This is a genomic window from Parazoarcus communis (assembly GCF_003111645.1).
Lineage (GTDB): Bacteria > Pseudomonadota > Gammaproteobacteria > Burkholderiales > Rhodocyclaceae > Parazoarcus > Parazoarcus communis_A.
This window is the reverse complement of sequence record NZ_CP022187.1, coordinates 780361-796108: the sequence shown is the minus strand read 5'-3', so window position 1 is coordinate 796108 and position 15748 is coordinate 780361. Positions and strand designations below refer to the sequence as shown.

The window sequence follows — 15748 nt, the reverse complement described above, 5'->3', positions numbered from 1 at the left end:
GGAGTCATCCAATGAGTCTGTCCCCCTTTCACCTCGCCATCCCCGTCCACGACCTCCCCGCTGCACGTCGTTTTTATGGCGAAGTCTTCGGCCTTGAAGAAGGGCGCTCAAGCGCGCAATGGGTGGATTTTAATTTCTTTGGCCATCAGTTGGTCATCCACGAGCACCCCATTACAGCCGCGCAGGAACACGCCCATACCAACCCGGTGGACGGCCACGACGTACCCGTTCCGCATTTCGGCGTCGTACTCGAGTGGGGCCAATGGGAAGCACTTTCCGAGCGCCTGAAGTCCTTCGGCACCGCGTTCGTGATCGAACCCTATATCCGCTTCAAGGGGCAGGTCGGCGAACAGGCCACCATGTTCTTGCTTGACCCCTGCGGCAACGCCCTGGAGTTCAAGGCTTTCAAGGATATGGGCCAACTGTTTGCGAAGTGACGGCGCAAACTCAGCCCGCGCTCATGCCACCGTCGACCGAGATGCTGCTGCCCGTGACATACGCAGATTGAGCGGATAGCAGCCACAGGACTGCGGACGCGACCTCCGATGCCTGGCCGATCCGCTGCATCGGCACGGCATCCGCGTACATCAGGTCGTCGCCGCCAGTGACCCGGTCCAGGCTGGGCGTCTTGATCGGCCCGGGGCACACGGCATTCACCCGGATGCCTGAAGCCGCATAGTCGAGCGCTGCCGCACGGGTGGCGCCGATGATGCCGTGTTTGGCGGCAACGTAGTAGGCGAGATGGGGCATCGCCTTGAGGCCGAAGATCGAACTGTTGTTCACGATTGCGCCACCGCCCGTTTCCAGCATTGCACGGGCGACGTATTTCATCATGTACAGCACGCCCTTGAGATTGACGTCGATCACATCGCAAATATCCTCGTCGGGCGTTTCGTGGATGTCGCTGAACTCGCGCTGCAGACCTGCGTTGTTGAACGCACCGTCCACCCGCCCAAAGGCGTCAAGCGCGTACTGAACCAGTCCTGCGCAATCTGCTGCACGCGACACGTCAGTGCGACAGAAAACGCCGGCGCCGCCTGCCGCGCCGAGCGCATCAGCCACCGCCCTGCCCGCGCTTTCGCTGCGATTGCCCAGTACCACCTTTGCGCCGACGCTGGCGAGCGCCAGACAGACTTCGCGTCCCATGCCACTGCCACCGCCGGTCACGAGAAAGACCTTGCCTTCAAGGTCGGGGTAAGACGTCATGTCGGTTGCTCCATGTCAGTCGGCCCGTTTCTCACCTGATGAGTGAGAAACGGGCCGGTTCGGGTTGGGGCTGCCGCAGGATTGACCCCGCGGCAGAATCGTGAGCTCAGAGTGCTGCCGGAATCAGCCCGAGCACCGTCTCCAGGGCGATACCGATCGCCAACATGCGACGATCACTGGCTGCCGGACCATCAAGTTCGAGCCCGACCGGCAGGCCGGTTTTCGGCCCGAGCCCGATCGGCAACTGAATTGACGGCAGGCAGGCGCTGGCAGCCGGCTCCGTATTCTGGATCAGCAGATGAAAGTTCTCGGGCAGGCTGACCTCCGGCCGCGCCTCGGGCGCCACGATCGGTGTCGTCGGAAACACGAAGGCGTCGAGTTGATAACGCTCGAAAGATCGCGGTAATGCGCTTTCAGCGCCGGGCGTCCGCTACGAAGCGCCTCTTGGTAAAGGGGCTCGACGTCAACCAGGGTTCCATCCGGCCCGAAAGTACGCTTCGGCAGCACCAGATCCTTGTAGATGCCCTTTACATCGGGACTTGCGATTTGCTCGTAAAGCGTTTCGATGCTGATGCCGGGTCCCTGCTCGCGCAGATAGGTGCACATGTCGTCATAGGCTTCACCGAACACCACGGGAAAACCGATCGGTTCGTTCAATTCCTGCAGACGCGCATCAGGCACCTCGATGAAGCTCACGCCCACCGCCTCAAGTCGGGCAACGGCGCCTTTGGCCACACTTTCAGTATCGGCATCAAGATTCGCCCAGAACCCCTTCGCCACCCCCAGCCGAAGCGTATCGAGCCGCACCGGCGGCATGGCAGCCTCGCCGGTGATGATGGCGTCGAGCAGCGCCACGTCGGCCATGCACAGGGCCATGGGCCCCACCGTATCGCGGCTGCTGGAGATCGGAATCACCCCCTTGCCCGAATATCGCCCCCACGACGGCCGCAGTGACGCGCAACCATTGAGGGCGCACGGGATGCGCATCGACCCCCCGGTGTCAGTGCCGAGCGCCGCGAGCGCCATCCGGGCACCAAGCGCCGCCGCGCTGCCTGAGGAAGACCCGCCGGCGATACGCGACATATCGTAGGGGTTGCGCACACCGACAGTCGCCTTGCTGTGGAAGGCATGGTTGTAACCAGTGCCACCGAAGGCAAGTTCGTGCATGTTGGTCTTGCCGAGCACGATGGCACCTGCATCGCGGAGCCGCTTCACGGTCGGCGCATCCTCGGACGGAACGAAAGTCGCCAGCGCCGGCGTACCGGCCGTTGCCGGCAGACCTACCGCGTGGATGTTGTCCTTGATGACCAGCGGCACCCCGCTCAGCGGCTTGCACGGCACACCTGCCGCCCTTGCCGCATCGGCTTCGCGAGCCCCGGCGAGTGCACACTCGGTGTCAAGGGTGATGAAGATGTTCAGATCGACTCTCGCTTGCGCCTGGTCAATGCAGGCATGCATGAGTGCCTCGCTGCTCAGTTCGCCAGCTGCAATTCGAGCGGCTGCGCTCGCTATCGTCAGCTCGGACAAGCGGACGTCCGGTTTATCTGCGTGTCGTGACATGCGTGCTCCTGTTCGTACTGGAATGTGTTCTTCACTCGAATGAGCTGCGGCAGGTGGCTTACACCGGCGGGTGCATCCGGTGCCATTTGCTGATGCCCTGAAACGCCTCACCGGCCGCAATCAGCGCGGACTCGTATCCCCTGCGCCCGACCAGCTGGCAGCCGATGGGCATCCCGTCGGCCGTATGTCCGCACGGCATGGATAGTGCCGGGTGGCCGCTCACATTGAAGGGCGAGGTAAACTGGATCAGTCGCTGGTTAAGCTCCGGGTCCTGCGCCAGCGCACCCAGCTGCTCGTGGGTCGGCGCAGCAAAGGGCTGTACCGGGGCGAGGAGCATGTCGATGGTTTCCAGCAGCGCACTCATATGCCCCCTGAAAGCGATCGCATCAAGGATGACGCGCTGATAGCTCATGCCATCAGTTGCACGACCCACATCGATCAGGCGACTGAGCGCAGGACCGTACTCGGACGCCCGAGCCGGATAGGTTTCAGCATGCGCGACAGCGGCCTGCACGCCGCACAGCATCTCCCACGCACCGGCGATGGGAAACGACTCCGGCGTGCGCACCTCGATCACCTCGGCACCCAGCTCACGCAGTGCCGCGATTACACCCTCCATCGCCTTGAGCGTCTCTTCATCGGTTGCCCTTGCGTTCCATTCACGATCCACACCCACACGAACGCCCTTCAATCCGTGACGAGGCGCGAGTACCGCAGTACCAACCCCGGGCAAAGAGCTCGGATCGAGCGTATCGGGCCCGTCGATGGCCTCGAACATGAGGGCCACATCACGCGCCGAACGCGCGATCGGTCCGACATGGTCCAGCGTTGCCGCCAGTTCGAACACGCCATGACGACTGACCCGTCCCCAGGATGGCTTCAGCCCCGTCAGTCCGTTCGCTGCACAAGGAAAACGGATCGATCCGCCGGTATCGGTCCCGAGCGAGGCGAAGCACAATCCGGCACTGGCGGCCACCGCCGACCCGCTCGACGAGGCACCAGTCCAGTGATTTGCGCCCCAGGGATTCACCGGTGGCACGGACGACGGATGAGGCGTGGCGAATGCACCTTCGGTCAGCTGCAGCTTGCCCAGTACGATGGCACCTGCCTCACGCAGGCGCCTGACGACCGTTGCATCTTCCTGCGGGACATAATCACGGTGCACAGTCGTTCCGGCAGCCGTCACCACCCCTTTGGTCCAGAACAAGTCCTTTACTGCAACAGGAATGCCGTGCAGTGGGCCGCGATAGCGGCCCCGCCCGATCTCGGATTCGGCCTTGCTCGCGGCCTCGAGCGCTTCGTAGGCCATGAGCTTTGCATAGGCGTGCAACTTTCCGTCGATTGCACTGATGCGGTCGAGCTGACTGCGCACCAGTTCCACCGGTGACAGCGCCTTGCGCTTCAGCAAGGGTGCCAATTCACTGATTTCGAGGTAGTGCCAGTCGCTCAGATTCACGCTGTTCATGCGATACCTCCACCGGAAAACGTCGAAAACGCCTCGTCCTTGAAGGTCTCCGGTGCGGGATAAGCCAGGCGGCTTTGCACCAGGCCAAGATCGAGAAAGAGTTCGCACATCTTGTAGGCCACCACACCCGGATTGAGCACCGGCACCGGCAGGCACTCGGCCAGATAGGCGTGGGACTGGTGCATCGTGGTCGAGCCGAGCACGATGACATCCGCTCCGTCTTCGTCGATCGCCCGCAGTGCTTCGGCCTCGAGCTTCGCAAACACGACCTCTTCCTTGCCGCTGAGCAAGGCCTCGGTGTCCGGACGGACATCGATCGCGCGGATGGACGCCAGCCGCGACCCCAGACCGTACTCATTGATGGTCTTGCGATAGAGCGGAAACCAGCGCTTCCACATCGTGAGCACGCTGAACTTGTGACCGAGCATCGCCGCAACGTGAAAGGCGCTCTGCCCAGGCCCCAGCACAGGGATCGACAACCGGGCACGCAGCGCGGCGAGACCCGAGTCACTCACCGTATTGATGCACACCGCGTCAAAGCCTTCGGCCTCGGCGCGCATCCCCGCCTCGATCACCGCCATCTCCATGATCGCCATGTCGTAGTAGCTGTCGGCCAGCGTCATCACCCTGCCCGCGCCGACGAACTCGACCTCGATGTCAGGTCGCCGAAACCCGGCGGGCAACTGCGCTTCGACCATCGGTCGTGTGGCGTCGCTCATCGGCACCGGGAATATCATTTTTACTTTCTTGCTCATATGCGACTCCACAAGGGGAAAGGCTGCGGCCGGATCAGAGACCAAGCTCGCTGCGCGTGCGGGTCAGCGTGTCGATGACGATGTACATGATCTTTCGTGCGCAAGGCATCAGATCGGGTATGTAGGTCGCACCCATGCCGCCAAGCCCCTCTGCGAGCACTTCCGGCGATCCCTCAGCCGGCCACGGCCAGCCAATGCGTGCCGTCGGCACCCCGTAACGCCTCAACGCGGTGCCATCGGTCTGCCCACCCAGCAAATCAGGCGTCCCGTGCGGCCGTTGTTCGATGTGCTCCCAGCCCCGTTTCGCAGACTGGATGACCCAGTTGCGTTCGTCGGTGGTGCCGCCCGGTACCGATCCATACATTTCCCAGTCCAGTACCAGGTCGGGGCGTTTCGCCTGCAGATCGCGGACAAAATCCGCGAACTGCGCCTTGACCTCGGCCGGCGAGGTGCGCGGGTTGATCCGTACATCAAAGAAGAGCTCGGTGATCGCGGACGGAAAGGCCGCGCGCTCGGGGTCTCCCGAGCGGATACCCGAGATCCAGCCATGGGGCGCCACCACGCCTGAGGTATTGCGCTCGGCATAGGCGATCAGCCATTCCTCGAGCGCCTCAATCACGGCAGCGGCCGGCACCACGGAGCTGCGGAATCCGGGCGTTCCACGGGGCACGCCCGCGTAACCGAGGGTGCCATGCACGCGCAGCTTGAACCAGCCCATGCCGGGCTCTTCGTGATACACCCAGTTCCACGGCTTCATCACCACGGCAAAGTCGGCCGCGGCGCCACGATTGAGCATGTGCAATACCCCGTTCGACATGCCTGCATGCTGGCGCGCAGACACATCCACCGGCATGCCACCGTCGGCCATTCCGAGCAGGAGATCGCCGGTGATCGGCACTCCGGATTCGATCAGCGCGGTGGCAATCTCGGTCAGTGTTGCGACCATGGCCTTCGGGTTGGATGCGCCCAGGCCGAACACCCAGTCGTCCTGCATCTTGGCCCGTGGCTGCATGTCGGCCTCGGTCTGCCCGCCCGTCCACGAACGCTCGGCATCGTCACACTCAAGGTGAGTGTCGATCGGTGCGTAGAGCATCAAGGCCGCACCGCCGCCGGTGCCACGGTACTCGGCAAGCACGTTGCCGCTGTCGTCGGTCATCGGCTGATAACGCGCATTCATGCCCGTGGCCGACAGGTGCGAAGCCATGAACTCGCTTGCCGCGCGTGCGGCGCCGGTGGGACTGTGGATGTCGGTCAGCGCAAACAGCAACTGCTTCAGGCGTTCAGGGTCAAGCCGGGCACACGCCTGCTCGTACCACTGTTGCTGTTCGGCGGAGAATGGAACGGGTGTGGTCTCTGTCATGGGTACGGGGCTCCGTTGTCTCTATCAGTTGCTCGGGACGAACTGCTCGGCAAACACGTTCTCGGGCGCAACGCCTAGCTCGATCAGGCGTCGGGTAGCCGCGTCGATCATTCCCTGGGGGCCACACAGGTAGGCCACGGTGTCCGGGTCGGTGACGTCCTCGGGCCGCAGCGCGGAAACCGGACTGCCGTTGTGGTAGCAACTGTCGGGCTCGCGATCCACGCAGATGCGCGTATCCAGGCCGGGCAGCCACTGGCGCCGCAGTTCCAGCTCATCCAGATAAAACAGCGCATCCGAGGTGGCGCAACCGAAACTCAACAACATCGGCGGCTTGCGCCCACCGATCTGGCGCATGCGGTCGATCATCGACAGCACCGGTGCCAGCCCCGTCCCACCCGCGACGAAGATGTGCGGCGCACGACGTTTTTCACGCAGGAAGAAGGCACCATACGGCCCCTTCAGCTTGACCACGTCATCAACATTCGCGCCGCTCTTCAACCACGAAGACATGACGCCTTCGGGCAACAGACGGATCAACAATTCCAGCGTGGGCAGATCCGCCTCGGTCGACACTGGCGAGTAGCTGCGCAACTTCCCGACGCCCGGCACCTCGATCTGCACGAACTGCCCCGGCTTGAATGACAGCCAGTTGCCCTCGGCCAACTCCAGCGACAGCTTGACCACATTGGATGCGATCGGCTCGATGGCATTTACGAAGGCATTCACCTCGACGGGCACCACACCGCCCTCGGCACTGCCGTAGGACAGATCGAAGGTGCAATCGCTCTGCGCACGGCTTACGCACAACAGGCGATGACCCGCTTCGTACTCGCTGGCGAGCAGGGTCGAGCTGCTACCAGGCTGGTTGCTTGTATCGCCCTCGCAAATGGTGGCAATACAGCTCGAACAGCTGCCCGATCGGCACTGATGCATCAGCGGCACGCCACCTGCCAGCGCTGCATCAAGCAGTGTTTCATCTTCCGCCACGTCGATCGCGCGGCTCGCCCCGTCGGCGAAACGGAAGGTCACCGTATGGGTTTGACTCATGATTGGTCTCTGCTCTGTTGGGAGAATCACTGGCAGCGACGATGTGCGGTGCCGGCAACCGGATCGACCGGCACCCGCACCGCACACTGCCGCACTCAGTCTTCGATCTGCTCGACGAAGTAGCCCGGCGGCTTGCCTGCGGCCGTGTCCTTGAAGCGGATGCTGTGCGTCTTCACCGATCCAGCTACGCCCTTGCCTGGCTTCGCGATGCCACGGTTCCAGCGCGAGGCCAGCTTGCGCCACGTGATCGGCGAGATGTCGGTGGCCACCAGCTGCTCGTCGTCCCAGCCCGTGCCGTCGGCGTAGAAGTTCTGCATCGCTTCACGCGCATACAGGTCGCAGTCATTGAAGCCGTGCAGACACAGCGGCTTGTACACCCGGTCGAACTTGTACTGGAAGTCCGCGCGTTCCTTCTCCGTCGGGCACACCTTCACCAGCACTTCCCAGTATTCATGCAGGTCGTCGGTGATCGGCACGTACCATTCGTATTGCACGATGTGCTCGCCCGGCCAGTTCTCCACCATCAGCACACCGGGCAGCACCACCGAGGTACGGTAGAAGCGACCCTTGAGCCCTTCAACCTTCAACCCCAGCGATTCATTCTCCAGCACCGGCGCCCATTTCTCGGTAAAGAGCCATTGCATCATGCCCTTGGGGCCTTGCTCATCCTCAACCACGGTGATGCAGTCGTCGCTCGTGGGCAGGATGCCCAGTGGCAGCACCCATTCCATCGCGTGCACGATGGTGTTGTCCTTGTGCACCAGGATGTGCGCGTTGTCGAAACCGTTCTCGCACGCGATGCGCCAGTTGCCGTACCCGGTCCGGTGCATGCCGTGACCTACCGCGTCTGCGTCGAGCAGACTCGGCGCGGCCGGCCACAGTGGGTGCGGGAAGCGTTCGCTGTTCTCGGGGAAGCGGAACGGCAGATCCTGCGACAAGGGCGGCACGTCTTCATCGGCAAAGTCGTCCTCACGCACGAACACGAACACCATCCCCGCCACTTCCTCGGTCGGGTAGCTCGTCAGCCCCGTCGTACCCACCAGCTTGTCGTCCGGGTTGGCCACGATGGTCGAGAGCTTGCCGTCCTTCAGGTCGAAGGTGAAACCGTGATACCAGCACGAGATCGTCTTCTTGTTGAAGCACATCGGCTTCTCCGACAATCTCACCCCGCGGTGCAGACACTGGTCCTTGAGCGCATACACCTTGCCATCGACCCGGCGCAGCACAATCGGGATGCCGCAAATCTGGATGCCCTTTACTTCGTCCTCGGCCAGCTCCTTGCTGAACACCGCCGGATACCAGTGGTTGATGAAGCCCCACGCCGCATCCTTGTACGGCTGGTACTGGCTCTGCGTCTTCTGGCCATTGACACGCGCTTCGCTGATCCCGCTCGCCGCCTTCACCACCCGCCGACGCACTACCGGTTCGTCTGCCATTGATTTGCTCCCTGTCCAAATGCGCCTAGCGCAACTCATCGCCTGCGCCACCGGTCACCCCGGCAACACTTTCATGAGCCACATCCTAGGCACCACACCCACACCACGCGCTCCATTGCGGACACGCCTTATCCCGTAAGCGCAGAAAATGGTGGAAGCCTTGGCAGCTGCCGCCGCCTTGCCCGTGCCGCCCGACCGCGACCTTCCGGCGAGCTTGGACCAAAAAATGGCACGCCAACCGTCATACCGATCGACATGCCATTTTCTTTACCACCCGTCGTCCCAGCCTTGAGGGTGACACCCCCACTAAGTCACAACACCCTCCGCTGCTTCGACTGCCGCATACCGCCCCCGATGAAACAACAGGGGATCAGCAGAATCCGCGGGCAGGCGCAGATTCAGCACCTTTCCGACCAGGATGAGGTGGTCACCGCCATCGTAGCGATGCGCGGTCTCGCACTCGAACACGGTCGCTACCGTTTCCAGCAGCGGTACGTCGCCCTCCCCTTTGCCGATGCGCAGGTCAGCAAATTTATCGGAAGAAGCACGTGCGAAGCGGTCGGACAAGGTGCGCTGACTAGCATCCAGTACGTGCACCGCAAAATGACCGGCAGCAGCGAAGGCATCGAAGCTGTATGCGCTGCGGGCGATACTCCAGAGCACGAGCGGGGGTTGCAACGATACGGTATTGAAACTGCTGGCGGTCACCCCGACCGGTGCGCCTTCGGTGTCGAGCGCGGTGACAATGGTGACGCCGGTGGCGAACTGACCAAAGGCGCGGCGCAAGTTGGCAGGCTCAATCATCATTTCTCCTCAGAACCTGAAACTGTAAGACGCGGACAACCAGTGCTGCCCCATGTAGAGCGCGGTCAGTCCGTCGGGCGCGGCACCCGTACCATGCACCGTCTCCTTGAATGATCTCGCGTAGGCCACGGAAAACTCGCCTCCGTCCTTCAGCGCGAGGCTTGCCCCAAGGGTGAGATGACGGCGGTTTGCGGCGGGCGCGAGCACGCCCAGGAAGGTGTCGCGACTGTCGAGCAGACGCGTGCCATGGTTATAGCCCGCACGCAGTGTCCATTGCGAATCGACCGCGTACGCTGCGCCGACTCGCCAGATGGTCTGATCGCGCCACCCAAAGCCCGGGCCATTCTTCGACCCGGGGCCGCCGGTCGCGCCGCCGACACCGTCGTTGCCAAAGGCGCGCACATCGCTCCAGAGGATGCGTTGTGCATCGATGCCGAAGGTCCACGCCTCTTTCACATAGCTCGCGCCGAACCCGTAACTCGCCGGGATATCGAGTTTGCCGCGCTCAGGCAGCAAGCCTTCGAAGGTGTCCATGCGCCCCATGTCGACCTTGCTCGCCCACATTGCACCCAGTTTCAGGCCGCGGCCTGCATCCCAGGTCCAGCCCAGGCGCACGCCGGCACCGTATGAATCGTCCCGACCTTCGGGCAGGCCGATACTGGCTGTGCCGCCGATATCGAGCACCTGGCGTGCGAGCACCACCCCCACGCCAAGGGCATGCGCTTCACCGAGCTTGCGCGCATACGAGACGGTGGCGACCATCTGCTTGAGCTCCGAGCTGGCCGCCTTCAACCCGCCGATGTTGTCATCATTGTCATAGTTGGTGCCGACGCCATTGCCAACCACGGTGATGCCCAGGCTCGACACCGCATCCACCATCCAGTTGGCACCCAGCTGGGGGATGATATAGAGGCTCTTGTCTGCGCTGCCGTCGTAGCGCGTGCCGGCAAAGTAGGCACCGTTATCCACCTGGAGGAACGCGGCCCCCAGATCCACCCGGTTGCCCACCAGCACCATGCCTGCCGGATTGGTCGCGCCCACCATGGCGTCCTGCGCGAGGGCGATGGCGACGCCCCCCATGCCCTCGGACTTCACACCGTAGCCATGCGGAAACGTACCTTGTGTGGCGAAGGCCGATTGCCCGGAGCTACCGAGCAGCGCAATGATCAGGCTGCCGAGCAGCCTGCGTCCGCAATTGATTCGCATCGTTTTCGCTTCCATGTCGCCGACCTCAGGCCGCAACCGCAAACGAGTCGATGAAACGATCCGCCTCTGCCGCGTCGTAATACCACGGCGCAAGACTCCTGGGATCGTCGAAAGCGTTGGCGACACGGGCGGCCAGCGCCGGATTCTCTCCGCAGGCGCCAAAGATCTTCAACACTTGCGGGGGCGGCGGCAGGAGATGGGTGTTGGTGAAGCGGGTCACCCACTTCGCGTAGTCCCAGTAGGCTTCAAAGGTCGCCTGCATCCAGGCCTCGTCAAAGGCTTCGTCCCCGTGCTGCACAATTGCCTCCATGTAGAGCGCGGCGCATTTGCTTGCGTTGTTCGAGCCCTGCCCGGTGATGGGGTCGTTGAGCACCAGCGCATCCGCCATACCAAGGACGACTGCCCCCGAAGGCAGTTTGCCGACAGGTCTGCGCACGGTGGGCGTGATCCGGCCTGCGAGCGTGCCCAGTGCGTCGGTCAGGCGAAGATCGGTACACCGGTCTGCCTCCCAGGGGAAGAACTCACGAATGAGCTTCACCGCCAGCTTGAAGTGCGCCTCGGGCGAGTCAACCTCTTGCCAGCAATCCATGGGGCCTCCCGGAATACACTCCAGATTGATGATGTCGCAGGCACCGGTATGGGTCAGTGAGGGGAAGTTTACATACTCACCAATCCCCGGATTGACGCTGATGTTGAGGGCAGTGAAATCCTCCCTCGGCTTCATGCCGTGAACGTAGGTCAGCGAGACCGTGCGCAGGGGAGCATCGAACTGACTGCGTTCCGCATCGCGCTCGAACAAGGCCCCCACCGCCCCCTTTCCGGACGCGACGATGACAAGGTCGGCGTCGGCGGCATAGCGTTCGAGATCCGGCACACCTGCGTCTGCGATGACGAGATGGCCGCCACGGCGTTCGAACTCCGCCATCCAGGCCGGCATCTTGATGCGCTGATCCACCGACTGTCCCGGCGCACGCATGGGCGAACGCCAGTCGATCGGGGTCACGCCGTCAGATCCACCCACCCGGAAATGAACGCCGGAAATGGGCGGACAGGCGTCGTCCCAGAACGCCAGATCAAGGTCGCGCTCATAGCCGACCGCCATGTCGTACATCGACTGACTCGACATGACGCGGCCCTGGGAGATCTGCTCTGCGGTGCGATTCGAAACGAGGGTGACGTCGTAACCCCTGGAAAGCAGGCCGATCCCGAGCTGAAGCCCGCCCTGACCTGCACCGATGATGGTGATCTTGCGCATGTTGTTTCTCTCCGTCTTGGGTTGGTGCGAAATCTTCGACATCGAAGACAGCCCCAATTTGACGGACCCTGGACCAGAGAAATATGCGCAGACTGCAAACAACGTGCAAAAACCGCAGGAAAAACAAGCACTCACCAACACAGTGCGCGCACGCACCACGATCGGGCAGATATTATGGCTTAACGCCTTTTCGCCATTGTCTCGTGCGGATGTTCATCAAAACGTCGACGGTAGTCGCAAGCGAAGCGTCCGAGCTGATAGAAGCCCCAATGGGTAGCGATGGAGGTAACGCTGCGTGGCCTGGAGGCGTCGAGCAGATCGCGGCGCGCACACTCCATGCGCAGATCGCGCAGGTAGCGCATCGGGCTCACCCCAAGAAACTTGCGAAATCCGTCAAACAGGGTACGGCCGCTGACACCCACCACACTGGCCAGCGTTTCAATCGTCATCACCTGCTCGGGATTTGCGCGCATGAACTCTTCGGCCACCTTGACATGGCGCGGCAGCACCACCCGACGCTCTGTTTGAACGGCCTCCCCGAAACTGCCCGGCATCCAGCTCAGCAGCGTCGTCATCAGCAGTTGTTCGAACTGCGTCCTGACCAGCGGCTGCGTCGCGAGCTGAGGGTTGCGCTGGAGTTCGTTAAGTACATGCTGCGCAGTTGCCACCCATGAGCGCGGAGCAGCCAGCCTGAGGTCGACCGACGGCATGAACACAAGCGGCCCGTCATCCGGGCGGGCACTCAGCGCCGCGGCGTGGCCCTCGAGAAGCTTGCGTTCGATCCTGACGGCAAATTTCAGGCAGTCGGCACTCCAATTCATGCCGAGGCCGCTCATCGGTGCATTGACGGATGCGTAGCGCGAATCGGAACAGAATGAATGTCCGTTGACGCACATCCGGTCGGTGCCGCTGAGTGGCACCTGGATCAGGTAGAAGTCCCCGAGCGTGTCCACGTCGACACTCACATCGGCGCCATAGCGCATCCGGCTGAAGCTGAACCCGCCCATTGCAAAATGGGCATGCTCGTACTTCAGGCACGCTCTGCTACGAAGCTGGTCGAGGCGGTGATCGCAATAGATCCCCGCCACGATGCTGCGAGTTTCGTCCAGATCGCTCGACCGGTAAACCGCAGATTGCCCGATCGTCATCGCAGTTAACGCGCAAGCGTCTCGGATGGACTTTCGCCGAAACGGCGCTTGTAGTCGGTCGTGAAGTGGCCGAGATGCCCAAAGCCCCATTGATACGCGACCGCAGTCACCGTGGTACGCCCGGTCTCGCTGCGCAGCAATTGTTCACGCACACGAGTGAGCCGGACTTCCTTCAGGAATAGCATCGGCGAGGTATTGCGGTACTTGCGGAAACCGGTAAACAGGGAGCGCGTGCTGACCCCGACATGCTCCGCCATGTCTCCGACGGTGATCGGTTCGTGGGCACGCTCTTCGATGAACTGCTCGGTGCGACGGATGAAGGCGGGCGCAACGGTGCGTGAATCCTCGCACAGCGCGCGAGTACAGGTGTTGCCCTGGCACACGAGCAACATGGTCACGACCATCTGTTCGATCTGGGCCGACAAAAGCGGCGACAGCGGATCAGGCTCGGACTTCAGAGTTTCGAGCAGCCAGTGCATCGTGCGCATCCAGCGCTGACCCGCACCGGTTTCCAGCTGCATCGCCGTGTCGAACTCGATGCGATCGGGCAGATTGCCCCCCAGATGCTGCCGGCAATGCCTTTCGAGCAGGTCGCGATCGACCCTCAGGATCAGCTTCTCCGTGCGCTCGGCATGGCGGATGCGCACGGGACGATGCGCGCTGAGCACCGAACCCGTGCCGGCCGAGCTATGAGTGGTTTCACCGGCGCACTCAATGCGCTCCGAACCACACAGCGGCATCTGAATCAGATAAAAGGAGTCGAGTACGCCAGGCTCGATGGTGACTTCTCCACCGTAGCTCATGCGTCCTACGCCGATACCGTTCATGCGACGGTAATACATGCGCGCATTGACGGGCTTCCGGGAATCCAGGCTACGCAGATTGTTCTCGCAGAACACTCGCGTCCCCCAGCTTCGTGCCTCTTCCAGGTCGCGCGTCTGAAAACGTTCGAAGCTACCCATTTCCACAACGGTATTGCGGTCGTATGCCAAACCTTGCAATTGCATCGTGACTCCTTTGTCTCTCTGTGGTGTCCGCCCGGCATCCACTCTTCGGTGGACTGTGCTGCCGCCGCTCGGTGCACCGTCATCCGGTACGGTTCGCCCCAGGCCCCATCAGATGCAGGGGCGAACCATTCACTTCGGCAACAGGTGTTGGTGCCCCCACGCGCTGGTCACATCGTAGGTCTTGACCTCAAGATCGCCCTCTTCCACCTCCAGCCCACCCCAACCACATTCGATTTGCACTCCTGATGGACTTTCGACATAGAACGAAAACATCCGGTCATTGATATGTCGTCCCAACGCGCGGGTCTGACGGAACGGGCTCTGATGCACTCTGTCGAGGGTACGGCCTACATCGTCGAACTCCCGCACCTGGAGCATCAGGTGTCCGAGCCGTCGCCCAAGGGGAAGATAACCTATTGCTAAAGAGTGATGGCGCTGATTGCAGCGCATGAACACAAAACTGCCTTTCTGCCCGCCGTAGTTGTCAGTGGCCACGAAGTCGCTGGTAACGAAACCCAGCAATTCGCAATAGAAGCGATGCACCTCGGCAACGTTCTCCACCACCAGCATCACGTGGCCCAGTCCCTGGTCCCCGGTGACGAAGCCGCCATGCGCCAACGGCGACTTGAAGGGCTGCTGCGGGCGCATCAGGGAACCGTAGGACAGTTCCACTTCCATACCTGCCGGATCGCGGAAGCACAGCAGTTCGCGGACACCGCGTGCCTCGCAGGCCTCGGTGCTCCCTGCATGTACGTCGATTCCGGCATCGGCGAGGCGCGTGCGGATGGCCGCGAGATCTTCACCACAATCGACCTCCAGCCCTACAACAACAATGTCGTTGCGCGGCCCCTCGGTAACCTGTATCCGCCACGGACGATCATCGACCCTGAGCCGCAGATCGCCGGGGGGGGTACCCGGAACGATTTCGCACCCCATCACGCCGCCGGCGAAAGCGCTCCACGCTTCAAGATCCGTGGCCTCGATCTGGATATAAGCCAGCCGTTTCACCTGTCCCATCAAGCCTGCCTCCTGTTCCGACATATCCTTCCCTCAAGCACACGCACGCCGCCAGGCGAGCACGGCCGTCCTCGCCTCGGGGGTGCCATCCTCGATTCTGGCGACCAGGGTCATTTCATCTGGCCCAGTACGCATCACCTTGCGGCGCTGCACGCTTCCCTGCCAGTTAGGAAAAATGCACAGATCGATGAGATGGCTCACGGTTTCGCCGTCGAACTCGTAGCGGCCGGCGTAAGTCAGGTATTCGTTATAGGCCGCAGCCTTTTCACTGTCGGCCGCATCCCACTGACCGCCGGTGGTAAACGCCCGCCGCGGCTTCTTCGACAGCACGCAGAACATGTTTCCCTCCCCGTACTGGATGAAGCCTTCGATCTGCTCTCCAAAGGGGAAGACCTTGCGTCCATCGTCGTACTCCTGACGCCACGAGACGATGTTCCAGCGCCCTTCAATACTTTCGTTCTTCAATTCCTTGCTCCTGCATT

Annotated in this window: 16 protein-coding genes; 1 reads left to right on the top strand and 15 read right to left on the bottom strand. The window is 62.3% G+C overall.

Features of this window, described 5'->3' with window-relative positions:
* The first annotated feature begins 11 nt into the window (after window positions 1–11).
* Window positions 12–437 (top strand): VOC family protein, encoded by a 426-nt coding sequence (locus tag CEW83_RS03710; RefSeq protein WP_108948138.1) that lies wholly within the window; start codon window positions 12–14, stop codon window positions 435–437.
* A 10-nt stretch (window positions 438–447) separates the two neighbouring features.
* On the opposite strand, the gene CEW83_RS03705 is transcribed toward CEW83_RS03710, so the two are convergent.
* The 15 genes from CEW83_RS03705 to CEW83_RS03640 form a co-directional block, all read right to left on the bottom strand.
* Window positions 448–1206: an SDR family NAD(P)-dependent oxidoreductase gene (locus CEW83_RS03705; protein ID WP_108948137.1), complete on the bottom strand. Its 759-nt coding sequence runs from the start codon at window positions 1204–1206 to the stop codon at window positions 448–450.
* A gap of 106 nt (window positions 1207–1312) precedes the next feature.
* Window positions 1313–1552 (bottom strand): amidase family protein, encoded by a 240-nt coding sequence (locus CEW83_RS21295; RefSeq protein WP_234418980.1) that lies wholly within the window; start codon window positions 1550–1552, stop codon window positions 1313–1315.
* Complete coding sequence (locus tag CEW83_RS03700) at window positions 1498–2766, bottom strand: amidase family protein (protein WP_234418979.1); 1269 nt, start codon at window positions 2764–2766, stop codon at window positions 1498–1500. Before CEW83_RS03700 ends, CEW83_RS21295 begins: the two co-directional genes overlap by 55 nt.
* Window positions 2767–2824: 58 nt before the next feature.
* Window positions 2825–4231, bottom strand: coding sequence for an amidase (locus CEW83_RS03695; protein WP_199915198.1), 1407 nt, complete (start codon window positions 4229–4231; stop codon window positions 2825–2827).
* On the bottom strand, window positions 4228–4986 hold the full coding sequence (locus CEW83_RS03690) for an aspartate/glutamate racemase family protein (protein WP_108948136.1): 759 nt from the start codon (window positions 4984–4986) through the stop codon (window positions 4228–4230). Before CEW83_RS03690 ends, CEW83_RS03695 begins: the two co-directional genes overlap by 4 nt.
* A 34-nt stretch (window positions 4987–5020) precedes the next feature.
* Window positions 5021–6346 carry a M20 family metallopeptidase gene (locus CEW83_RS03685; protein ID WP_108948135.1) on the bottom strand — a complete coding sequence of 442 codons (1326 nt, stop codon included), beginning with the start codon at window positions 6344–6346 and terminating at the stop codon, window positions 5021–5023.
* Between the two features lie 24 nt (window positions 6347–6370).
* Window positions 6371–7393, bottom strand: a complete 1023-nt coding sequence (locus CEW83_RS03680) for an FAD-binding oxidoreductase (protein ID WP_108948134.1) — start codon at window positions 7391–7393, stop codon at window positions 6371–6373.
* 95 nt (window positions 7394–7488) lie between these two features.
* Complete coding sequence (locus tag CEW83_RS03675; protein ID WP_108948133.1) at window positions 7489–8829, bottom strand: Rieske 2Fe-2S domain-containing protein; 1341 nt, start codon at window positions 8827–8829, stop codon at window positions 7489–7491.
* A gap of 306 nt (window positions 8830–9135) precedes the next feature.
* Window positions 9136–9636, bottom strand: a complete 501-nt coding sequence (locus CEW83_RS03670) for a flavin reductase family protein (RefSeq protein WP_234418978.1) — start codon at window positions 9634–9636, stop codon at window positions 9136–9138.
* A 6-nt stretch (window positions 9637–9642) separates the two neighbouring features.
* Window positions 9643–10854 carry an OmpP1/FadL family transporter gene (locus CEW83_RS03665; RefSeq protein WP_234418977.1) on the bottom strand — a complete coding sequence of 404 codons (1212 nt, stop codon included), beginning with the start codon at window positions 10852–10854 and terminating at the stop codon, window positions 9643–9645.
* Between the two features lie 10 nt (window positions 10855–10864).
* Complete coding sequence (locus CEW83_RS03660; RefSeq protein ID WP_108951178.1) at window positions 10865–12094, bottom strand: styrene monooxygenase/indole monooxygenase family protein; 1230 nt, start codon at window positions 12092–12094, stop codon at window positions 10865–10867.
* Between the two features lie 179 nt (window positions 12095–12273).
* Entirely contained in the window at window positions 12274–13242 is a 969-nt protein-coding gene (locus tag CEW83_RS03655; protein ID WP_108948132.1) for an AraC family transcriptional regulator, read from the bottom strand.
* 5 nt (window positions 13243–13247) lie between these two features.
* Window positions 13248–14249 (bottom strand): AraC family transcriptional regulator, encoded by a 1002-nt coding sequence (locus CEW83_RS03650; RefSeq protein WP_108948131.1) that lies wholly within the window; start codon window positions 14247–14249, stop codon window positions 13248–13250.
* Between the two features lie 129 nt (window positions 14250–14378).
* Window positions 14379–15266 (bottom strand): VOC family protein, encoded by an 888-nt coding sequence (locus tag CEW83_RS03645; protein WP_108951177.1) that lies wholly within the window; start codon window positions 15264–15266, stop codon window positions 14379–14381.
* Window positions 15267–15299: 33 nt separating this feature from the next.
* Window positions 15300–15731: a lipocalin-like domain-containing protein gene (locus CEW83_RS03640; RefSeq protein WP_108948130.1), complete on the bottom strand. Its 432-nt coding sequence runs from the start codon at window positions 15729–15731 to the stop codon at window positions 15300–15302.
* Window positions 15732–15748 lie beyond the last annotated feature (17 nt).